This window comes from Streptomyces sp. NPDC107498 (assembly GCF_055582805.1).
The window spans coordinates 329,239-349,267 of sequence record NZ_JBVJPE010000001.1; the positions used below are offsets into that span (position 1 = coordinate 329,239).

Annotated in this window: 17 protein-coding genes, 1 tRNA gene and 1 pseudogene; 6 read left to right on the forward strand and 13 right to left on the reverse strand. The window is 72.5% G+C overall.

The window, feature by feature from the left end:
• Positions 1 to 36: 36 nt before the first annotated feature.
• Positions 37 to 1,455 carry a Re/Si-specific NAD(P)(+) transhydrogenase subunit beta gene (gene pntB, locus ACZ66Z_RS01515; RefSeq protein ID WP_469931927.1) on the reverse strand — a complete coding sequence of 473 codons (1,419 nt, stop codon included), beginning with the start codon at positions 1,453 to 1,455 and terminating at the stop codon, positions 37 to 39.
• A gap of 1 nt (position 1,456) precedes the next feature.
• Entirely contained in the window at positions 1,457 to 2,986 is a 1,530-nt protein-coding gene (locus ACZ66Z_RS01520) for a Re/Si-specific NAD(P)(+) transhydrogenase subunit alpha (RefSeq protein ID WP_469931928.1), read from the reverse strand.
• Between the two features lie 638 nt (positions 2,987 to 3,624).
• Between ACZ66Z_RS01520 and ACZ66Z_RS01525 the strand changes: the two genes are divergently transcribed.
• A complete protein-coding gene (locus ACZ66Z_RS01525) occupies positions 3,625 to 3,795 on the forward strand; it encodes an SflA family class IV lanthipeptide (protein ID WP_469931929.1) in 171 nt (56 codons plus the stop codon).
• Between the two features lie 2 nt (positions 3,796 to 3,797).
• On the forward strand, positions 3,798 to 6,413 hold the full coding sequence (gene lanL, locus ACZ66Z_RS01530; protein WP_469931930.1) for a class IV lanthionine synthetase LanL: 2,616 nt from the start codon (positions 3,798 to 3,800) through the stop codon (positions 6,411 to 6,413).
• A 203-nt stretch (positions 6,414 to 6,616) separates the two neighbouring features.
• Here the strand turns inward: lanL and ACZ66Z_RS01535 are convergent, their stop codons facing one another.
• Positions 6,617 to 7,558, reverse strand: a complete 942-nt coding sequence (locus ACZ66Z_RS01535; RefSeq protein WP_469931931.1) for an SDR family NAD(P)-dependent oxidoreductase — start codon at positions 7,556 to 7,558, stop codon at positions 6,617 to 6,619.
• A gap of 572 nt (positions 7,559 to 8,130) precedes the next feature.
• Positions 8,131 to 9,573, reverse strand: coding sequence for a serine/threonine-protein kinase (locus ACZ66Z_RS01540; protein WP_469931932.1), 1,443 nt, complete (start codon positions 9,571 to 9,573; stop codon positions 8,131 to 8,133).
• 435 nt (positions 9,574 to 10,008) lie between these two features.
• Between ACZ66Z_RS01540 and ACZ66Z_RS01545 the strand changes: the two genes are divergently transcribed.
• Positions 10,009 to 10,473: a DUF6003 family protein gene (locus tag ACZ66Z_RS01545; RefSeq protein ID WP_469931933.1), complete on the forward strand. Its 465-nt coding sequence runs from the start codon at positions 10,009 to 10,011 to the stop codon at positions 10,471 to 10,473.
• 11 nt (positions 10,474 to 10,484) lie between these two features.
• Positions 10,485 to 10,625 (forward strand): hypothetical protein, encoded by a 141-nt coding sequence (locus tag ACZ66Z_RS01550; RefSeq protein WP_469931934.1) that lies wholly within the window; start codon positions 10,485 to 10,487, stop codon positions 10,623 to 10,625.
• A gap of 128 nt (positions 10,626 to 10,753) precedes the next feature.
• Here the strand turns inward: ACZ66Z_RS01550 and ACZ66Z_RS01555 are convergent.
• Both ACZ66Z_RS01555 and ACZ66Z_RS01560 read right to left on the reverse strand, forming a co-directional pair.
• A pseudogene (locus ACZ66Z_RS01555) lies at positions 10,754 to 10,921 on the reverse strand (IS5/IS1182 family transposase); the annotation flags it as partial.
• A gap of 97 nt (positions 10,922 to 11,018) precedes the next feature.
• Positions 11,019 to 11,095 (reverse strand) — tRNA-Pro (locus ACZ66Z_RS01560).
• A gap of 583 nt (positions 11,096 to 11,678) precedes the next feature.
• Here ACZ66Z_RS01560 and ACZ66Z_RS01565 point away from each other — a divergent pair.
• Positions 11,679 to 12,887, forward strand: coding sequence for an acyl-CoA dehydrogenase family protein (locus tag ACZ66Z_RS01565; protein WP_469931935.1), 1,209 nt, complete (start codon positions 11,679 to 11,681; stop codon positions 12,885 to 12,887).
• Between the two features lie 80 nt (positions 12,888 to 12,967).
• Here ACZ66Z_RS01565 and ACZ66Z_RS01570 read toward each other — a convergent pair whose 3' ends face one another.
• Genes ACZ66Z_RS01570 through ACZ66Z_RS01590 form a run of 5 tightly spaced genes read right to left on the reverse strand, consistent with a single transcriptional unit; the run spans position 12,968 to position 17,001 of the window.
• Complete coding sequence (locus ACZ66Z_RS01570) at positions 12,968 to 13,540, reverse strand: GAF domain-containing protein (protein ID WP_030686834.1); 573 nt, start codon at positions 13,538 to 13,540, stop codon at positions 12,968 to 12,970.
• Positions 13,537 to 14,160 (reverse strand): GTP-binding protein, encoded by a 624-nt coding sequence (locus tag ACZ66Z_RS01575; RefSeq protein ID WP_469931936.1) that lies wholly within the window; start codon positions 14,158 to 14,160, stop codon positions 13,537 to 13,539. Before ACZ66Z_RS01575 ends, ACZ66Z_RS01570 begins: the two co-directional genes overlap by 4 nt.
• Positions 14,138 to 14,509 (reverse strand): DUF742 domain-containing protein, encoded by a 372-nt coding sequence (locus ACZ66Z_RS01580; RefSeq protein WP_469931937.1) that lies wholly within the window; start codon positions 14,507 to 14,509, stop codon positions 14,138 to 14,140. Before ACZ66Z_RS01580 ends, ACZ66Z_RS01575 begins: the two co-directional genes overlap by 23 nt.
• Before the next feature lie 2 nt (positions 14,510 to 14,511).
• Positions 14,512 to 14,946: a roadblock/LC7 domain-containing protein gene (locus ACZ66Z_RS01585; RefSeq protein WP_123456341.1), complete on the reverse strand. Its 435-nt coding sequence runs from the start codon at positions 14,944 to 14,946 to the stop codon at positions 14,512 to 14,514.
• Positions 14,947 to 14,952: 6 nt separating this feature from the next.
• Positions 14,953 to 17,001, reverse strand: coding sequence for a sensor histidine kinase (locus ACZ66Z_RS01590; protein WP_469931938.1), 2,049 nt, complete (start codon positions 16,999 to 17,001; stop codon positions 14,953 to 14,955).
• Positions 17,002 to 17,764: 763 nt separating this feature from the next.
• Here ACZ66Z_RS01590 and ACZ66Z_RS01595 point away from each other — a divergent pair.
• Positions 17,765 to 19,072 carry a chloride channel protein gene (locus tag ACZ66Z_RS01595; RefSeq protein ID WP_469932245.1) on the forward strand — a complete coding sequence of 436 codons (1,308 nt, stop codon included), beginning with the start codon at positions 17,765 to 17,767 and terminating at the stop codon, positions 19,070 to 19,072.
• Between the two features lie 52 nt (positions 19,073 to 19,124).
• Here ACZ66Z_RS01595 and ACZ66Z_RS01600 read toward each other — a convergent pair whose 3' ends face one another.
• Positions 19,125 to 19,415, reverse strand: a complete 291-nt coding sequence (locus tag ACZ66Z_RS01600) for an SHOCT domain-containing protein (RefSeq protein WP_469931939.1) — start codon at positions 19,413 to 19,415, stop codon at positions 19,125 to 19,127.
• Between the two features lie 90 nt (positions 19,416 to 19,505).
• Positions 19,506 to 19,964 carry a DUF6325 family protein gene (locus ACZ66Z_RS01605; protein WP_469931940.1) on the reverse strand — a complete coding sequence of 153 codons (459 nt, stop codon included), beginning with the start codon at positions 19,962 to 19,964 and terminating at the stop codon, positions 19,506 to 19,508.
• Positions 19,965 to 20,029 lie beyond the last annotated feature (65 nt).

Genomic DNA, 20,029 nt, shown 5'->3' on the forward strand with positions numbered 1-20,029 from the left:
TCCCCCGAGGGGGAGGACGGCCCCCGTCCGTTCCTCTCAGAGCGCGCCGACGATGTCCTCGACCCGGTCCTTCGCGTCGCCGAAGAGCATGGAGGTGTTCTCGCGGAAGAACAGCGGGTTCTGCACGCCGGCGTAGCCGGAGGCCATCGATCGCTTGAAGACGATGACCTTGTTCGCCTCCCAGACGGTGAGGACCGGCATGCCGGCGATCGGGCTGCCGGGGTCCTCGGCGCCGGCCGGGTTGACGGTGTCGTTGGCGCCGATCACGAGGACGACGTCGGTGTCGGCGAAGTCGTCGTTGATCTCGTCCATCTCGAGGACGATGTCGTAGGGCACCTTGGCCTCGGCGAGGAGCACGTTCATGTGTCCGGGCAGGCGGCCGGCGACCGGATGGATGCCGAACCGGACGTCGACGCCCTTCGCCCGCAGCTTCGAGGTGAGCTCCGCGACCGGGTACTGCGCCTGCGCCACGGCCATGCCGTAGCCGGGTGTGATGACCACCGAGCGGGCCGCGCCGAGGAGTTCGGCGGCGGCCTGGGCGGTGATCTCGTGGTGATCGCCGTAGTCGACGTCCGAGGCCGAGGGCGCCTCGATGCCGAAGCCGCCGGCGATCACGGAGAGGAACGAGCGGTTCATCGCCTTGCACATGATGTACGACAGGTAGGCACCCGAGGAGCCGACCAGCGCGCCGGTGATGATCAGCAGGTCGTTGCCGAGCAGGAAGCCGGAGGCCGCCGCGGCCCAGCCGGAGTAGCTGTTGAGCATCGAGACCACGACCGGCATGTCGCCGCCGCCGATCGAGGCCACCAGGTGCCAGCCCAGGGCGAGCGCCAGGACCGTCACGGCGATCAGCAGCCACAGTTCCGGCGTGATCACGAACCACACCGTCAGGGCGACGAACAGGCCGAGCGTACCGAGGTTCAGCGCGTTCTTGCCCGGCAGCACGAGCGGCTTGGAGTCGATCTTCGCCGAGAGCTTGAGGTAGGCCACGATGGAGCCGGTGAAGGTCACCGCGCCGATGAACAGGCCGATGAACACCTCGGCGTGGTGGATGCCCAGGGTGCCGAGCGCGTCCAGGGCCGCGGCCTCGTGGCCGTCGGGGTCGTGCTCGACGTTCAGGAAGCCGTTCCAGCTGACCAGCACGGCCGCGAGGCCGACGAAGGAGTGCAGCAGCGCGATCAGTTCGGGCATGCCGGTCATCTCGACGCCGCGGGCGCGCTGCAGACCGATCAGCGCGCCGATCAGCATGGCCACGGCCATCAGCCCGAGGCCGGCGGTGCTGATGTCGCCGTCGATCGCGAGCACGATCGTCGCGACGAGCGCGACGCCCATGCCGAGCATGCCGAACGCGTTGCCGAGTCGTGCGGACTCGTGCTTGGAGAGTCCTGCCAGCGCGAGGATGAACAGCAGCGCGGCAACGAGGTAAGCCGCCTGTGCGGCGATGGTCGCAGACATGTCAGCTCCGGTTGAACATGGCGAGCATGCGACGCGTCACCGCGAAGCCGCCGAAGACGTTGATACTGGCCAGGAGGATCGCCACGGACGACAGCACCGTGACCGCGGCACTGTCGTGCCCGATCTGCAGCAGCGCGCCGACGACGATGATCCCGGAGATCGCGTTGGTCACCGACATGAGCGGCGTGTGCAGGGCGTGGTGCACGTGGCCGATCACGTAGTAGCCGATCACGATCGCGAGCACGAAGACGGTCACGTGCGGCAGCAGCGCCGCCGGCGCGAACCCAGCGGCGAGGAACAGCGCCAGCGCGGCGACGGCCACCCCGCCGAAGCGCCGGGCCGGCGTCAGCGGTTCCTTCGCCGACTTCGCCGGCTTCGTCTCCGCCGCCGCGGAGGCGGGGGCAGGGGCCGCCGAGACCTGGACCGGCGGGGGCGGCCACGCCGACTCGCCCTCACGGACGACGGTGATCGAGCGCTGCACCGGATCGTCCCAGTCGAGGACCAGCCGACCGTCCTTGCCTGGCGTCATCAGCTTCAGCAGGTTCACCAGGTTCGTGCCGTAGAGCTGCGAGGCCTGGGCCGGCAGCCGGCCCGCCAGATCGGTGTAGCCGATGATCGTCACGCCGTTCTCCGTGACGACCTTCTCGCCCTTCACGGTGCCCACGACGTTGCCGCCGTTGGCGGCCGCCATGTCGACGATCACGGATCCCGGCCTCATGCTCGCCACCATCTCCGCGGTGATCAGCGTCGGCGCGGGACGCCCGGGGATCAGCGCGGTGGTGATGACGATGTCGACCTCACGGCACTGCGCGGCGTAGAGCTCGACCTCGCGCGCCTTGTAGTCGTCGCCCATCTCCTTGGCGTAGCCCGTCTTCGAGACCTCGACCTCCGGGGACTCGATCGACAGGTACTCGCCGCCCAGCGACCGCACCTGGTCGGCCACTTCGGGCCGGGGGTCGGTCGCCCGTACGATCGCGCCGAGCGAGCCCGCCGCACCGATCGCGGCCAGGCCCGCGACGCCCGCGCCCGCGACGAGCACCTTCGCCGGCGGCACCTTGCCCGCCGCCGTCACCTGGCCGGTGAAGAACCGGCCGAAGGTGTGCGCCGCCTCGACCACGGCCCGGTAGCCGGCGATGTTCGCCATCGACGACAGCACGTCCATCGACTGCGCCCGGCTGATGCGCGGCACCGCGTCCATCGACAGCGCCGTGAACGGCCGGCGGCCCAGGTCCTCGACCGTCGCGGGGTCGAACGCCGGGGCGAACAGGGCGATCACCGTCGCCTCCGGCCGCACTCCGTCCAGCTGAGCGGGACTCGGGGCGTTGACCCCCAGCACCACGTCGGCGGTCGCCGCGTCGCCGATGCGCGCGCCGGCGGCCTCGTAGGCGCTGTCGGTGAAGCCCGCCGCGACACCCGCGCCGGAGTCGACGACGACGTCGTACCCCAGTTTGCGGATCGGCTCGATCGTGGCGGGTGTGGCCGAGACACGATGCTCACCCGCCCGCGCCTCCTTGAGGACTCCGACAATCACGAGTGTTCTCCGTTCGCTGCAGTTGCCGACGACGGCCGTTTCCTGCCTCGACTCCGCTTCGGGTCCCACCCCGTCGGAATCGGGCCGCTCCCACCTCGACCGGAAGCGTTCCGGCGATGATCCATGCCATACCACTCGACCGACCCCTCGCGAGCCACCGCCCGCGCGGGCACGGTGAAGTCTCCGGATCTCCATGGTCGAGGACGGGCTCACGTTAGGGGTCCCCGGTCTTCCCGCGACACCGGCGGCTCGCAGGGGATAGCTCATATTGACGCGCGACTCGCCCGCTCCTAGGCTCCTCCGCCCTCCATCGAGCACCACGCGCGGGACACGGGCCCTCTCCGTGCCCGGGGAGATCCGGTCGCCCGGCGGCGCCGCACGGGCGCCGGGCGGGGACGGACGGGCGGGCGCCGGGCGGGGACGGACGACCGTGCCCGGACCCCGCCCGTCCGCAGGCCCGTCCGCCCAGGGGCCCGGTGACGTCCTCCGGAGCAGTGCCACCCGTCCTCTTGTCAGGGAGTTCGGCCCTCCCTACCTTGGTTCAGCGAGTCCCGGCCCAGTGGGTCCACCGGCCCGCGCCGGCCGTTTCCTGTTCCTCAGCGCACGACAGACCGTGGAGGCGTCACATGCCCTTAGCCGTGCCGGATCTTCTGGAAGTCGACGGATTCCGCGACGCGGGTCCGCTGGAGATCGACGACGAGTCGATCGTGTTCGAGGACGACGACCGCAGCGACCGCGAACACACCGCGTGTCTCGCCGATCCCTGGGTGACCGCCACCACCCGCTTCGCCTGTGACCTGAACTCGTAGCGGTGGCCGTTTCCATCACCGGCCGCAGCGGTTGGTCCGACGGGACGTGGTCGTACCTGAACGATCCGCGGATGCCGGTGATGGAACACGGCTGGAAACTCCACGTCTCGACGCGCCCCGGCGACCTCGACGCCGTGATCCGGCTCGTCCTGCCGGTGCTCTCCCGACACGTCTGCCACGCGAAGTTCGCCCGTGACCCGGAGACGCTGCGCCGCCTCAACTCCGGGGCGGTGAGCGCCGGAGCCGTCGGCAAGGCGATCACCGTCTACCCCGCGGCCGACGCCGTCGTCGAGGTCGCCCGGGAACTCGTCGCCGTACTGCGCGACCGGGAGGGTCCGCGGATCGTCAGCGATCGGCGGGTCGACCGGAGGGCCCCGGTCTACTACCGCTACGGCCCCTTCACGGGCGACTACCGGACCGGCCGGAGCGGGCGGCTCGAATCCATCATGACCGGGCCGGACGGCCTGATCTTCGACGGCCTGGCCGTCGGCCGCTACCGGTGCCCGCCCTGGGCCGAGGACCCCTTCGCGATCGATTCCGCACACGGTGACGAGCCGTCCGCACCCGGCTTCGGCGGCGGACGCTACACGGTCACCGCCGGCATCGCGCGCGCACCCCGGGGCAACGTCTACCGCGCGGTCGACCGCACGCTCGGGCGGCCGGTGGTGGTCAAGCAGGCGAGGGCCTTCGTGGGCGAGGACGCGTCCGGTACGGACGCCCGCCACCGGTTGCGCAACGAGCGCACGGTCCTCACCGTGCTCGACGGCGTCACGGGCGTGCCCCGCGCACTGGACTACTTCGCCCACCGGTCGGACGAGTACCTGGTGATGACCAGCTGCGGCGACCTGAACCTGCGCAGGGACGTTCTGCGCAACGGCCCCTACCGCGACGGCCCCCGTCCCGACGCCCCCCACGGCGACGACGGCCTCCACCGGGACGGCGGCGCCCGCCGGGACGACGGCTCCCGCCCGGTGCGCTCCCTGTCCGTCCTCGCCTCCCGGCTCCTGCGCGTCCTGGACGCCATCCACGGCCGGAACGTGGTCGTCCGCGACCTCAAGCCCGACAACGTCGTGCTCGACGGCTCGGGCCCCGGCCACTGCCACGTGATCGACTTCGGGATCAGCGAGCTGGACGGCGCCGGTCCGGGAGGCGCGACCCCCGGATACAGCGAGCCGGTCCTGCCCCCGACCGGACCGGCCGCCCCCGCCGACGACCACTACGCCCTCGGCGCGACCCTCTTCTTCGCCGCCACGGGCATGGACCCGGTGATCGTCGACACCGACCACGGGGTCAACCGTGACAGGACCCTGGCCTGCCTGGACCGGGCACTCCCCGGGCGCGCCCACCGGGAGGTCCGGTCGACGATCGCCGGCCTCCTGAGCTTCGATCCGGCCGTACGGACCGCCGCCGCCGACCGCCTGCGCACCGGCACGCCCGGAACCGCACGCCGGCCCGCACGCCCCCGGATCGACGACGGCCTGCTGGACGAGATCATCGAGCACACGACCTCGTACTGTGCCGGTGAAGCGCGGGCGATCGTGGACCCGGTACGGGCCGCGCAGCTGCACGTCCCCACCTCGATCGACGTCTACGGCGGCAGTTCGGGGCTCGGACTGGAACTCCTCCACCATGCGCACCGGCCCCATGTGCGTTCCGCCGTCGACGCGTTGGCGCGGTGGACGGCGGAACAGCCCAGGAAACTGCCTCCCGGCTTCTACACGGGGCACACCGGCGTCGCGCTCTTCCTCGCGGAGGCGGGCGGGGAGGCGGGGACCGGCGCGGACACGGACGGCCGGTCCGGGCACCCCGTCCTGCCGGAACGCGCACCGGACGGCGGTCCGCCGGAGGCGGACCTGATCGCGGGCGCCGCCGGGATCGGCCTCGGCCGACTGCTGCTCGCCCGACACGCCCTCCGGACCGGTCACCGTCCCGCCGCGGACCGGCACCTCGCCGTCGCCGCCGACTGCGACCGGTTGCTGGCGTCGGGCACCGCCCGGCTGTCCCCGACCGGCGCGGACGCGCCCGGCGGCGCCGCACTCCGCGAGGGCATCGCGCACGGCGACGCGGGCGTCGCCTGCTTCCTGCTCGAGTACGGCGGCGCGACCGGGGACCCGGACGCGATCAGCCGCTCCGCGAAGGCCGTCGCGCGCCTGGCCGCCGTGACGCCGGACGTCGTCGCGGCGGCCACCGCACCGGGGGCGGCACGCAGCTACGGCTCGTGGTGCCGGGGCCTGGCCGGCATCGGCACCGTACTCGTCAGGGCCGCCGCACGCCTCGACGAACCCGGGTACCTCGACCTGGCCCAGCGGGCCGCGCGCGCCTGTGCCGCGCTGGCACCGCGGATGCCGCTGGTCACGCAGTGCTGCGGACTGGCCGGAGTGGGCGACCTGATGGTGGACGTGGCGGAGGCCTCCGCGTCCGAGGAGTTCCGGAAGGCGGCCGAGACCGTCGCCCTGCTCATCCTGAGCCGCAGCGGCGGCACCTGGTCCCGGCCCGTCTTCCCGGACGCCGGTCTCGCCCGGCCGAGTGCCGCCTGGGCCGGCGGCTCCGCAGGCGTGCTGGGCTTCTTCAGACGACTGCGCGACCGGGGCGGCCCGCGACTCGGTCTCGTCGCCTGACCACTGCCGTCGGCGCCGCGATTCCCCTCGGGCCGATCGTCCGCGCCCGAGCAGGGCGATCCGGACGACGTGGTGAGAGCCGGTCGGCAGCGGGACCGGCCGGCCGGACCACCGGGCGGCACGTCGGGCGGGAGCGGCTCCGCGACCCGGCTGACGTCCGCGACCCGGTCGGCGATCCGTCGGCCACCACGCGCGTGTCCGAGCTACCCGGAGACGGGGCTGAGGTCGGCGCCGGTCAGCTCGCGGCTCGCGTCCCACAGTCGTGCCGCGGCGGAGCGGTCGGCCAGGTGGTTCCACACCGCTTCACGTCGAGGCCGGCCGCGCAGGCCGAAGACGTGAGGCCCCCACAACTGGCCTCCGCGCACGGCCGGGTCGAGCACCGCCCGGACCGCGGGCCATGCGCCGGCGTGCTTGCCCTGGACGAGGAGGGCCGCGGGCGCCGCGCTCAGCCGTGCGCCGGTGGTTCGCACGTGGACCGGCGGGCGCGACGGGGTGAGGGAGTCCAGCGCGCCGCCGGGATGGACCACCACGCTCGCCACCGTGCTGCCGGCCGCACGCAGGCGGCGGTCGAGTTCGAGGCCGAAGTACATCTGTGCCAGCTTGGAGCGTCCGTAGGTGCGCTTGGGCCGGTAGTCCTTCCGGGACTGCAGGTCGTCCAGGTCGAGGCGTTCGGACTTCGCCGCGAAGCTTCCCGTGGTCACCACGCGGGCCGCCGGCGCGGCCGACAGCAGGGGCATCAGCCACTGGGTCAGGACGAAGTGTCCCAGGTGGTTCGTGCCGAACATGAGCTCGTGGCCGTCCCCGGTCTCCCTGCGCGGCGGATCGTCGAGTGCGACGCCGGCGTTGTGGACCACCGCGTCGAGGCGCTCGACCCCCAGTGACTCCACCGCTGCTCCGAGCGACGAGGGGTCGGCGAGGTCCAGCCGTACGGACCGCACCTGTGCGCCGGGGACACGCGCACGGATCGAGGCCGTGGCGACCTCGGCCCTGGCGGGGCTCCGGCTGCCGAGCACGACGGTGGCTCCGGTCGCCGACAACTGCTCGGCGACGAAGTACCCGATCCCGGCGTTGCCGCCGGTCACCAGGAAGACGCGGCCCTCGGCCTCCGGCAGTCGTCGGACGTTCCAGGGTGGGGTGGACGGCATGGCGACGGGGTTCCCTTGCTGTCGGCATCGGTTGCGGTTGCTCCCTCGGGCAACTCGACGTCCACCGTTCCAGCGGCCGCCGACAGACCGCTGATGAATCACCGACAGTCCCGCCGGCCGACCGACGCCCCGCCGACCGTCCGGACCGGAGCAGTGGCAAGCGTGGTGTCCGCCGTCCATGGGGCCCCGGTCGGCAGTGCGTCGCTGCTCGTCGAGGGGCGGCTGTCGGGCGAGGAACTCCTCGAACGCCGCCTTCTGCTTCGGGTCCATGAAGCTTCCCTGGAGGCTCCGGTGATCAGGTGCGGTTCGACGGTCTTGTCCCCGCCGACATGTCCGCCTGTTGCCCGACTGCGGGGCAGGAGCGTCGGTGGCCTTGCCCGACCGCCCGGGATGTGGGTGGCGGGGTCGAAGGCGAGACCGCCGGTCGATCCGTGGAGATCCGTTCCCGAGGGGGATGGGAAGGTGCGGCTCACGAGTCGGCGGATCGTCTTGCGGTCATCCGGCCGGGCAGTCGGCGAGTCGACCGCCCGGTGTTCCGTCAGGCGGCGTGGACGCAGGGCGTCGCGGCGGTGTCACCGCGCGTGCCTGCCCTTGGCCGGCTTCGGCTTCTTCTGCCGCGCCTCGCCCTTCCGGGGGGCCGGCCCGGCTGCTTCCGGACCGGTCGTACGGCCGTGTTGCCGCTTCGAGGCGCCGGGGGCCGACGGCGTCCCGCTGTCGACCGCCGCGCCCTCGGAGCGGGAGGCCCGCCGGTCCCCGGTGTACGAGGGGGACCGCGGCACGGACGCGGAGACGGCGGCGGCTCCGGCCGGCGGAGCGGGCGAGGCGGTCGGGGAGGCCGGCCCGGTCGTGGCGGGGCGCGACGGAACGGGCGCGACGTTCTCCGCCTCGGCGGCCGGCCCGCCCACCGAACCGGCCAGTCCGACGCCGAAGACGGTCAGTGCCGCACCGGCGGTCACCAGGATCCGGCCGGCCCGGCGTGAGGCGGGCCGGCCGGAAGAGGATCGTGCGGGCACCGGCTCGCCGTGTGCGGGGACGGCGGCCTCGACGCCGGCGACCCCCACCGCCGCGCCCGCCCCGTTCGACCTCAGCGTGTTCGGATTCCGCTCACCGGCGCCGTCCTCGTCCGTCATGGGCGGAGCCGCGAGCGCGGAGGACCCCGCGGGCACCTCGGCCGTCCTCGCGAGATCCTCCGATGCCAAGGCGGCCAGGGCGCGCCCACAGGCCCGGGCGTCCGGCCGACGGCTCTCGTCCGCGTCGGTCATGGCTTCCAGTAGTTCGACGACGGCCGCCGGTACGTCCGGGGGAATGACCGGGGGGCGGTTCAGGCGGGCGATCGCGGCCTCCAGCGGTGCCCCGTCGTACTCCAGTTCGCCCTTGATCGACTCGATGAGCACCAGTCCCAGGCTGTAGATGTCCGCTGCCGGCCCGGCGCCCCGGCCCAGTACCTGCTCCGGGGCCATGTACGCGGCGGTGCCCACCAGGGCGCCCGTCACGGTCTGAGCCGTGGTGCCGAGCAGCCGGGAGATGCCGAAGTCCGTCAGGCGGGGGGCGCCCGCCTCGTCCAGCAGGATGTTGGCGGGCTTGACGTCGCGGTGGACGATTCCGGCCTCGTGCACATGGGCCAGCGCCGAGGCCAGCGCGGCTCCGATGCGGCACGCCTCGGCGGGCGCCAGCGCAGCCGCCGCGATCCGCCGGCGCAGCGTGGTGCCCCTGACCAGTTCCATCACCAGGTAGGGCGTTCCGTCGTCCCGGCCGCAGTCGTACACGGTGATCAGGCCGGGGTGCTGCAGCTGGGCCAGCAGCCGGGCCTCGCCGTCGAACCGCTCCTCCGTGTCGGCGGCACCGTCCGGGCGGAAGACCTTCACGGCGACCGGTCGCCGCAGGCGCAGGTCCATGCCCTCGTACACGTCGGCGGCGCCGCCGCGGCCCAGCAGGTCGTCGAGCCGGTAGCGTCCGGCCACCACGTGGGCGGTGAGCCGGAGGTCCGGTCGGATCGGCCACGAGCGGACTTTCATCACTGCGCTCCCTGCGTCCTGTTGTCACCTGCCGTCGTCCGCCCGTCCACGTGTGCGCTGCCGATGGCATGCCCGGCTGCGTGGTTGCGAGCACCGTGTGCACGTGTGCCCCCTCAGCCGCCGGACATCCCCCGACCCTGCACACGGCCTCGTGGAAGGAGGGCTGGGCGCCGTTTCCGCATGAGGGAGCCATGCGCACTCGATCGGTGCTCGCCCTCGACGGAGACTGCGGCTTCCGTACGACGTCCGTTCCGTTCGTCGAACCCCGCCTGCGCCCCGACTGCGAGATCGTTCCCCGGCAGTTCGCGGATCCGGCCGCGCCGGGCGCGCCCCCGGAACGCGCCGTGGGCGAGGGTGACCGGAGCCGGGGTGACTTGTGCCGCAGGGGGTAAGTGGGGACGACACACGACCATCGCGTCTGCGAAGGAGAAGAGCATGACCGACGACGCCTACCTGTTCCTCGTGGACGACCCGGCGACCCCGCTGGGAGCCTCCGTCGCCTCTGTGGGAGACCTGGCGTGCCTGGAGACGCCCGCCGTACGGGCCTGGTTCGACGCGCACGGCGTCACGGCCGCCTCTCCCCGTGTCCGGCTGCTGCCGCCGGAGGAGACGGGCGCCATCCCCGACGGGGCGGAGAAGCTGCCCGTTCCGTTGGGCGACGAGGAGCTGAACCAGCTGCGCCACGCGCTGACGCCGGGCGCCCTCGCCCGCGTGGAGGAAGAGCTGCTGGCCTACCGCGACTGCGCGGGCGAGCGGGACGCCCTGTTGGCGCGGGCCACGGCCGCCGGGATTCCGCCGCACCGCATCGTCGAACTCACCGGCGAGGACGCCCGGACCGTGGCGTCGGCGGCGGCGCAGGGGCAGGGCCGTCCGTCGGGTCCCGGTCCGCGACGGCGGTGACGGGGGGAGACATGACGACCGAGGAGACGCGTACGAGGCTCCGACAGTTGGAGGACCGGCTCGGCGAGCGCACCCCGGCACCGATCGAGGGACAGACCCGCATCCCCCTCCCCCGACCCACCCGGGCGGAGGACGAGGACGAGAAGGCGTGAAGGCCCGGCTCGGAGAAGTGAGGGCCAAGGGCGTTTTCTGGATACAGCAGACGCCGTCGGGGCTCAGACAGCGCACGGACCGACCCGCCCTGCGTGAGCGCGCGCCGCACGGTCCCCAACCGGACCCGCCAGATGGTGAGGGCTGCTGCGGTGACCGTGCCGAGGTGGACGTGGCCGCGCCTGTCGTACCGGGTGGCCACCGCTTGCTGCTTCGGCCGGTTGATCGTCCGCTCGACGGTGTTGCGTTTCTCGTACCGCTCTTCGTCGAAGCCGGGTGGCCGTCCACCGCGTGCCCCTCAGACCGCCCGCCCCGACCGGCATGGCGGGGCCCGCGACGCGCGAAAGGCCGCCCTCCCACGGATGAGAGAACGGCCTCCGACCTGCGTTTCCGCATGGTCGGGACGACAGGATTTGAACCTGCGACCCCTTGACCCCCAGTCAAGTGCGCTACCAAGCTGCGCCACGTCCCGATACCCGTCTGACCTGGGGTTTCCCCTGGCCGAACGCGCATGAGAACAATACCGCACTTTCTCCGGTGGTCACGCATGCCTTTCCGGGCACCCGTGCTCGGCCCGCGCGCCCGGCGCGCGTCACTCACTCTCCGTGACGCACCCCCACCGGACCGGGTGCGCCCGCGCGCCCGGTCCGGTGGGGCGGAAGGGAGGGCCGGGACGGCGAAGAGCGGTCCCATCCGGGCAGGAGGGGAGGACGGAGAGGTTCCGGAATGCCCCCCGTTCAGGGAGGAAGGTGCTCATAGGGCGACACATCAGCGCTTATTAACTGATGGCGGCATTTTCACCACCGTTGGTACGTGGCAGAAAGGCGACCATGGGGAGGGGAGTCCGAATCCGGCCGAGAAGGCCAAGACCACACGAAACACAGTCAGAACCAATCGTCAACCGCTCCTGTTTCAGACAAACTTCGTGGCGATATTGATCCGTTCCGGAAAGATCAACACCATGAACGGGTCGGCCTGTTCGGGACGGGACCACTGCCGATGCTCCACCTGTTCGGACAACCCGCCGAGCAGGCGTTTCGCAGGTGAGGACTCGGATGGACAGCTACTTCAGCAGCCGACTGCATCATGAGCTCAGGAAGACGGTCCGCGACTTCGCGGAGCGTGAGGTCCGGCCCCGGATACCCGAGATGGAGGAGTCCCGGACGGTCCACCACGAGCTGTCCCGCATGATCGCAGAGCAGGGCTGGCTGGGCGCGACAATCGGCCAGGAGTACGGCGGCATGGGCGCCGGCCACCTGGCCAAGACGATCATCATCGAGGAGCTCTCCCGGGTCAGCGGTGCCATGGGTGCCATGGTCCAGGCCTCCCAGCTGGGCACGGCGAAGATCGTCCACTTCGGCAGCGACGAGCAGCGCAAGACCTGGCTTCCGGAGATCGCCGCCGGCGCGTGCCTGCCGACCATCGCGGTCACCGAACCCGAGTCCGGCGGCCACGTCCTCGGCATGAGCGCCGACGCGGTCCGGGACGGGGACGACTACGTCCTCAACGGCAGGAAGGTCTACGTGGGCAACAGCCACGTCGGCGATCTGCACGGCGTCGTGGTCAGGACCGGTCCGGGTTCGAAGGGACTCACCGCTTTCCTGGTCGAATCCGATCGCCCGGGGTTCAGGACCGGCCCCCAGCAGCAGGCGATGGGCCTTCACGGCTTCAGTTTCGGCGAGCTGATCTTCGAGAACTGCCGGGTGCCGGCCGCCAACCGGCTCGGCGACGAGGGCGACGGCCTCGCCGTCGCGTACTCCTCCAGCGTGCTGTACGGGCGGGCCAACCTCACCGCCGTCTCGCTCGGCATCCACCAGGCGATCCTGGAGGAGACCACGCGGTTCGCCTCCGAGCGCATCCGCTACGGCAAGCCGCTCCACGACCTGCCCACGGTCAAGCTGAAGCTGGGACAGATGCAGTCCCGGCTGATGACCGCCCGGCTGGCCGCGTACCACGCCGTGCACCTGCTCGACCAGGGGCTCTCCTGCGACGCCGAGCTGATGAACGCCAAGCTCGTCAACGTCGAGTCGGCGATCGACTCCGGTCGCAACGCCATGGAGATCCACGCCGCCGCCGGCCTCTTCACGGACCGGGCCATCGAGCGCTACCTCCGGGACGCGCACCACATCTTCGCCCCGGCCGGCACCTCCGACATCCAGCTCCTGCGGCTGGCCGAGGTCGCCCTCGGTCAGGACAAGGGCAGTTGGTCGGAGCGCCTGTCCGAGCTGGTCCGCACGCCGCAGCCGGAGCTCCTGCACGCCTGACGGTCCTCACCCCACGAGCCGGGAGCCCCGGTACGGCGGCTGCCGTACCGGGGCTCCCGGCCGTCGTCGGACGGCGACGGTCAGAACATGCCGTCCTCACGGCGGTGGATCTGCTCCATGAGCTCCGCCGCCATCGCCTTGATCGTCTCCAGACCGGCGCGCCCCCACGGCCGGACGTCGGTGTCGACCACGCAGATGGTGCCGAGGGCGACGCCGGTGCGGTCGATCAGCGGCGCCCCCATATAGGAACGGATGCCGATCTCGTCCACGACCGGGTTCCCCGCGAAGCGCGGGTAGTCGCAGACGTCCTCCAGGACGAGCGCCTTGCGCCGCACCACGACGTGCGGGCAGTAGCCGTGGTCGCGGGCCATGAAGCGGCCGACGCCGCCACCGCCCGCGGCGGCCGCGCCCAGGTCGCTGCCGGAGTGGGTGCCCTCGGGGGTGTGCAGCCCCGCGAAGAACTGCCGGTTCTCGTCGATGAAGTTGACCATCGAGAACGGGGCGCCGGTCACCTCGGCGAGCCGGTGGGCGAAGTCGTCGAACGCCGGGTCCGGCCGCTCCCCGAGACCGAGTTCGCGCAGCCGCTGCACGCGGGCGGGCGCCTCCTTGTCGATGGGGGTCAGCAGGAGGTGACCGGTCGGGTCGTAGGTCATGGCGTGGCTCCGTAGCTCGGCACGGTGTCCGGGATGGTGGTGAGCAGATGCTGGACGAGGGTCAGCAGGGTGCGGATGCCGGAGCTGGAGATCCGGGCGTCGCAGGCGACGACCGGCACCTCCGGCTTGAGGTCGAGGGCGGCCCGCACCTCGTCCGGTTCGTAGCGGTAGGCGCCGTCGAACTCGTTGACCGCCACGATGAACCGGATGCCCCGCCGCTCGAAGAAGTCCACGGCGGAGAAGCACTCCTGGAGCCTGCGGGTGTCGGCCAGGACGACCGCCCCGAGCGCGCCCTCGGAGAGCTCGTCCCACATGAACCAGAAGCGCTCCTGGCCCGGGGTGCCGAAGAGGTACAGGACGTGGCGGTCGTCGAGCGTGATGCGGCCGAAGTCCATGGCGACGGTGGTCGTGGTCTTGGACTCCACGCCCTCCAGGCTGTCGGTGGCCGCGCTGACCGAGGTGAGCAGCTCCTCGGTGCTCAGCGGTTCGATCTCGCTGACCGCGCCCACGAGGGTCGTCTTGCCGACGCCGAATCCGCCCGCCACCAGGATCTTCAGTGCGGTGGGGAAGGGGTCGGTCGCGAAACCGTCGTGGCGCTCAGAGCCGTTGTCGTAGGCCATCGAGCACTGCCTCCAGCAAGGAACGGTCGGTGGGATTGGCGTGGAACCGGGGTGCCCGGGCGGTCAGCGCCCCGCAGTCCACGAGGTCGGAGAGCAGGACCTTGGTCACGACGGCCGGGAGCCGTAAGTGTGCCGCGATCTCGGCCACCGAGGTGGGCCCGTCGCACAGCCCGAGGGCCAGGCTGTGCTCGGGGCCCAGGTGAGCCTGGGGGCTCGAACCGGTCGCCATCACCATGGACAGCAGGTCCAGGGCGGTGGTGGGTTTGGTCCGGCCGCCGCTCACGGTGTACGGGCGGATCAACCGCCCGGCCGCGTCGTCGAGCCAGGGCCCTTCCTGATGGGACGTCACGTCTACTGCCCGCGCCCGCCGACCGCGCCGGCGGCCTGCCTGGCGGGGGTGACCAGGTACGGCCGGACGCTCTTGACGAGCATCGCCATCTCGTAGCCGAGGACGGCGGCGTCCGCCTCGCGCCCGGCGAGGACGGCCAGGCACGTGCCGGAGCCCGCGGTGGAGACGAACAGGAGGGTGGAGTCGAGCTCCACGACCACCTGGCGGACCTCGCCGCCGTCACCGAAGCGGGCGCCCGCGCTGCGGCCGAGCGAGTACAGCCCGGAGGCGAGGGCCGCCATGTGGTCGGCGGCGTCGGGGTCGAGGCCGTGCACGGATTTCACGAGACCGTCGGAGGAGAGCAGGACGGCGTTGCGGGTGTACGGGACCCGCTGGACCAGTCCGCTGAGCAGCCAGTCGAGGTCCGAGGAATGGCCGGTCGGCACATTGCTCGCCATGGTGATCTACTCCTTGTGCGCGTCGCCGGGACGCTGCGATTCGTGGGGGGCGGGCTGGGATTCGGCGAGGCCGATGCCGCGCTGGAACGCGGCCATCAGGCCCGGGTCGTGCAGGGCGTGCTCCTCGGTCTTGCGGGCCGCGGGCTCGTCCCGCAGCTGCGGGACGATGTGCTCCTGTGCGCGCCTCTTGGGGAGCAGGGGCCTGCCGCCGTCCTCGGCACGGGGAGCCGGGGGGAGCGGCGAGAGCAGGTGTTCCGGCGGGCCGGCGGGCCCGACGCCGACCGATCGGGCCGGTGCCGCGGGGACGGGGGCTCCGTACTGGCTCGTCTGCTCGCTCGTACGGAGGTACGGGTGCGAGCCGGGCACGGGGGCCTCCTCGTGACGGACGGCGGCCCGCTCCGGGAAGGGCGAGGGCGAGGGCGGGGACTGCGGTACGGGCGCGGTGACAGCCGCTCCGCTCATGTCGGCGAGCGCGCTCGTGCCGGCCGCTCCACTCGTGCCGGTCCCTCCGCCCGTGCCGGCCGCTCCGCTCATGCCGGTGGGCGCGGGTGTCTGTGCGTGGCCGGGGACGTGACCGGTGGCCTGGGCCGTGACCGGGGCCGGTGCCTGGTTCGGCACGGGGGCCGGGTTCTGGACCGGGGCACGGCCCGGCACGGCGGCCGGGACGGGGGCGTGGCCCGTGGCCTGGGCCGGTGCCGCGACGGCGGCCGCGGGCCGGCCCTGCGGCTGCATCTGCACCTGGTCGGGCGGGATCGCCGCGGAGCCGACGGTCGCGGCGGTCTGGCGCTCGTGCTGCGCGAGGCCTTCGGGGTCGGAGCCGAGGAGTCCCTGCGGGAGCACGAGGACGGCCTGCACACCGCCGTAGATGTTGGACTGGAGGCGCACGGCGATGCCGTGCCGGCGCGCGAGCGCCGAGACGACGAAGAGTCCGATGCGGCCGTCCTGGAGCAGATGCGCGACGTTGACCTGGTCGGGGTCGGCGAGCAGGGCGTTCATCTTGTTCTGCTCGATGACGGGCATGCCCAGGCCCCGGTCCTCGACCTCGATCGCGAGGCCCGCCGTGACGTACTGGGCGCGCAGCAGCACCGTGGTGTGCGGCGCGGAGAACAGCGTCGCGTTCTCGACGAGTTCGGCGAGGAGGTGGATGACGTCGGCCACGGCATGGCCCCGGAGCGTACCGTCGATCGGGGGCACGAGCTTCACGCGCGGGTACTGCTCGACCTCGGCGATGGAGGAGCGCAGCACCTCGGTCATGGTGACCGGGTTCGACCACTGGCGGCGGGAGATGGCGCCGCCGAGCACGGCGAGGTTCTCGGCGTGGCGGCGGATGCGGGTGGCCAGGTGGTCGACGTGGAACAGGCCCTTGAGCAGCTCCGGGTCCTCGACCTCGTTCTCCAGTTCGTCGAGGAGCTGGATCTCGCGGTGGACCAGGGACTGCAGGCGCCGGGCGAGGTTGACGAAGACCTCGACCTTCTGTTCGTTCCCGACGCTGCTGGAGAGCCGGGAGGCCTGCACGACGGCCGCCACGGCGGCCTCGTGAGAGCGGGTCAACTCCTGCGAGAGGAGGTCGAATTCGTCGCCGGACGCGGGGGCGGTCGGCTGCGCCGGCCGGGCCGGCGGGCCCTCTCCCCTGCGCAGCTGCTCGACGATCGCCCGGAGTTCGCTCTGACCTCGGGCGCTGGTGCGGCGCAGGGAGTTGCAGCGGTCGAGGACCGCCTTGGCCGCCCGGTCGGCGCCGAGCGCGGCGGCCGTCACGGAGGCGATGGTGAGGGCGGCGGCGCCGGTGAGCGCGGCCCAGAGGCCGGGGCTCGGGCTGGCTCCCGTGGAGCGGATGGTGAAGAGGACGGCCGCCGCGCCGCCCAGGGCCACCGCGACGGCGGGGAGCACGGAGGTGCGCAGGAGCTGGGGGCGTATGCGGGCTTCGGCGGGAAGCGGTACGGAGGTCTGCGCCGGGGGGTTGCTGTGGGTACCGGTGGCGGAGCGGGCGCCTGGCCGGCCGTGCCGCCCGCCCTCGCGTCGATCGGACCGCGAGGCGGGTGCGCGAAGTTGAGACATGAGTGTCCTTGGTACGTGCCCAGGAATCGGCGTACTGCGGGGGTGTGTGTTCTGCAGGGGTGTACGGGGGAGGTGTTCTACAGACGTTCGATGAGCCTACCGATGATCATCAGCCACACACTGTAGTCGTCAACCGTTCATGTGCGGTGCGCAGTTGACAAACTTACCCGTAGACCGGCCCGCTCTGGTATCGGCCCCGGCCCGACCGGCCGAGAACGATCGGCCGAAAGTCGACGACATGGCCGGATGGAGACGTCGGGCAGCGGGAACGGAAGGGTCCGCGGGTACCCGCACGGCATCGCCATCGGCGGAAACCGCCCTCTACCGGAATCCCCCGGAGACGCGGTGGCTCCCCGGCCGGCGTTCGTCCCCTCCGGGGGGAGTGCGACCTGCGGTCCACCCCGTCCGCGTCCCCACCGGCCTCCCCCGCGCCCTCCCGCCCCACGGATCGCCGACCTCGCCGCGCTCCGGCCCCGGGCGGGCGGTGACGGTCGGTGAGAGCCGGCGCCCGGAGGCGTACCGCCGCCGTGAGGCCGGACGGGTCCGCTCGTCCCGTCGGCCGAACCGACGAGCACACGCATAACCGTGCGGCCTCCACGGTATGTACGCCCCCACACATGCCCGCATGACCACCCTGCGCCTGCCGACCGGCCGCCTGGTGTGGTGTCGAGCCGAGGAGGACCCCATCGCCGGAACCCCACCTCGGAGCCCATCGGTGGACGCTCCGGGAAGCCAGCCCCAGGAAGCCGACCTGCTGCGGACCATGCTGCAGCGACCCGAGTACCGCAAGGCCCTGGTGTTCTCCGGGCTGATCGGCGTCCCGGTGGCGCTCGTCGCCTTCTGGTTCCTCGTGGCGCTGCACCAGCTGGAGCACCTCGTCTGGACGGAATGGCCGAAGGACCTGGGCTGGGAACGGGCTCCCTGGTGGTGGGGGCTCCCCCTGCTGCCGGTCGCCGGCCTCGTCGTCGGTCTGGTGGTCGCGCGCCTTCCCGGCCGGGGCGGGCACGTTCCGGCGGGCGGACTGCACTCGGGCGGAGTCGTGAAGGAGGCACTGCCCGGCGTCGTCCTCACCGCGGTGGTCGGTCTTCCGCTCGGCGCCGTACTGGGCCCCGAGGCGCCGTTGATCGCCCTCGGCGGGGGGCTGGCGCTGCTCTTCGCGGCTCTGGCCCGGGTGCCGCAGACCGGGGCGAGCACGGCGCTGCTCGGCGCGGCCGGGGCGGCGGCGGCGATCTCCGCGCTCTTCGGGAACCCGGTGGTCGGCGCCGTGCTCCTGATGGAGGTGGCCGGGGTGGGCGGGCCCCAACTGTTCGCGGTGATGCTGCCGGCCCTGCTGTCCAGCGGCGTGGGAGCGCTGATCTTCACCGGATTCGTCCACTGGACGGGCCTGGAGACGGGAAGCCTGGACATCGGCCTGCCCAAGCCGCCGCCGCTCGACGGGGCGGACGTGCTGTGGGTGCTGGTGGTGGCGCCCGCTGTCGCGTTCGTCGTCCACTGGACCCTCGTGGCCGGCCGGTTCGCGGCCCTCTTCGTCGTGAGCCGGATCGTGCGGAACACCGTACTCTGCGCGGCGGGCGCGGGGGTCTGCGTCACGCTCTACGCCGTCACCACCGGCCGCTCGCCGGCGGAGGCTGCCCTGTCCGGCGAGGCCACGCTGTCCGACCTGGCGCAGAACCCGCACGCCTGGTCCGTGGGCGCCCTCGTCGCGGTGCTGGTCTTCAAGGGGATCGCCTACGCCCTGTGTCTGGGCAGCCTGCGGGGTGGCCCCGTCTTCCCCGCCCTGTTCCTGGGCGGGGCGACCGGGGTCCTGCTGGCCCCGCTGCCCGGCCTGGGGCTGGTTCCGGCGATGGCCGTGGGCATGGCGGCCTCGGTGACCGCGGCCCTGCGCCTGCCGGTGAGCAGCGTGATCCTCGTCGTGCTCCTGCTGGGCAACGTGGAGACGGTCGCACTCGTGGTCCTGGCCGCCGTCCTGTCCTTCGTCGTCACCGAGCTCCTGCCCCAGGGCCCGCGCGTCCCCGCCCTCGACGAGCGACCGGGCGGTCGGCCGCACCGCCCCTCGCCCCGGAGGCCGTGAGCCATCCGGGGCAAGGGCCCGTCCGCGGGCGGAGAGGGCCCGCCGCGGGCGGTCAGGAGCCGAGGATCCTGCTCTTCTGGACGGCGAACTCCTCCTCGGTCAGCACGCCCTGCTCCTTCAGCTGTCCGAGTTCCTTGAGCTGGTCGATCTTGCTGCTCATGTCGTTGGCCGGCGGGGGAGGCGGGGGCGCGGCGGCCTGGGGCGGTGGCGGTGCGTACTGTTCCGCCGCCATGTCCTGCTGGGCCCAGCGCCCCGCCTGGCGTCGCGAGACCCTGTTGGAGACGGCGGTCGCCGTCCCGGCCACCACCGCGGTGCGCGCCACACCTCGAAGAAGTCCTGGCATGTCGGTCCTCCTTGACCGCTTTCGAGCGGATCGGCCTTCCCGGTCGTCCCGGGACGGCCGTCCGCCGGGTTCCACCGGATTCCGCCGGATTCAGGCGGCGGCGCTGCCCCCGGCTTCCTCCATGGCGTCCAGCGAGGCGAGCAGGGCCTGCACGGGAATGCGTCCGCCGGCCACGAGCTGAGCACCGCCGCGCCGCAGCTCCCGCGCGAGGGGGGCGGCCCAGAGGTTCTCGTAGACGAGGACGCCGGCCGAGCTGCCCGGATCCAGGACCATTCCCGCCTCGTCGAGGTCGTCCTGCCCGAGGAGCCCGGACGAGGAGCCCTCGAACACGGACAGGTCCAGCTCGCCGTCGGCGTCGATGTCCCGCAGCTCCAGGGCGACGACGCTGCCGTCGGCGTCCTTCCGGACGAACGTGAGGTCGAGAATGCGGATGATGCCCCTGTCGACCAGATCGAGGAGCAGAGGCAACCCCTTGCCCGTCATGCGGTTGCCGGGAAACTCGATGACCAGGAAGTCCACCGGTCCCATGTCCTCGAATTCATCACTCATGACCACTCCACACGCCGTTGGTGAGGACCTGCCCGAACCCACCCCCCGCCCGCGCCGCGTCTCGA

Excerpts from the sequence above, each read along its gene's own strand:
- ACZ66Z_RS01565 (WP_469931935.1), top strand. The coding sequence starts at position 11,679 with ATGGACAGCTACTTCAGCAGCCGACTGCATCATGAGCTCAGGAAGACG.
- ACZ66Z_RS01550 (WP_469931934.1), top strand. The coding sequence starts at position 10,485 with ATGACGACCGAGGAGACGCGTACGAGGCTCCGACAGTTGGAGGACCGG.
- ACZ66Z_RS01540 (WP_469931932.1), bottom strand. The coding sequence starts at position 9,573 with ATGAAAGTCCGCTCGTGGCCGATCCGACCGGACCTCCGGCTCACCGCC.
- ACZ66Z_RS01545 (WP_469931933.1), top strand. The coding sequence starts at position 10,009 with ATGACCGACGACGCCTACCTGTTCCTCGTGGACGACCCGGCGACCCCG.
- ACZ66Z_RS01595 (WP_469932245.1), top strand. The coding sequence starts at position 17,765 with ATGCTGCAGCGACCCGAGTACCGCAAGGCCCTGGTGTTCTCCGGGCTG.
- ACZ66Z_RS01600 (WP_469931939.1), bottom strand. The coding sequence starts at position 19,415 with ATGCCAGGACTTCTTCGAGGTGTGGCGCGCACCGCGGTGGTGGCCGGG.
- pntB (WP_469931927.1), bottom strand. The coding sequence starts at position 1,455 with ATGTCTGCGACCATCGCCGCACAGGCGGCTTACCTCGTTGCCGCGCTG.
- ACZ66Z_RS01570 (WP_030686834.1), bottom strand. The coding sequence starts at position 13,540 with ATGACCTACGACCCGACCGGTCACCTCCTGCTGACCCCCATCGACAAG.
- ACZ66Z_RS01585 (WP_123456341.1), bottom strand. The coding sequence starts at position 14,946 with ATGGCGAGCAATGTGCCGACCGGCCATTCCTCGGACCTCGACTGGCTG.
- ACZ66Z_RS01590 (WP_469931938.1), bottom strand. The coding sequence starts at position 17,001 with ATGTCTCAACTTCGCGCACCCGCCTCGCGGTCCGATCGACGCGAGGGC.
- ACZ66Z_RS01575 (WP_469931936.1), bottom strand. The coding sequence starts at position 14,160 with ATGGCCTACGACAACGGCTCTGAGCGCCACGACGGTTTCGCGACCGAC.
- ACZ66Z_RS01605 (WP_469931940.1), bottom strand. The coding sequence starts at position 19,964 with ATGAGTGATGAATTCGAGGACATGGGACCGGTGGACTTCCTGGTCATC.
- ACZ66Z_RS01535 (WP_469931931.1), bottom strand. The coding sequence starts at position 7,558 with ATGCCGTCCACCCCACCCTGGAACGTCCGACGACTGCCGGAGGCCGAG.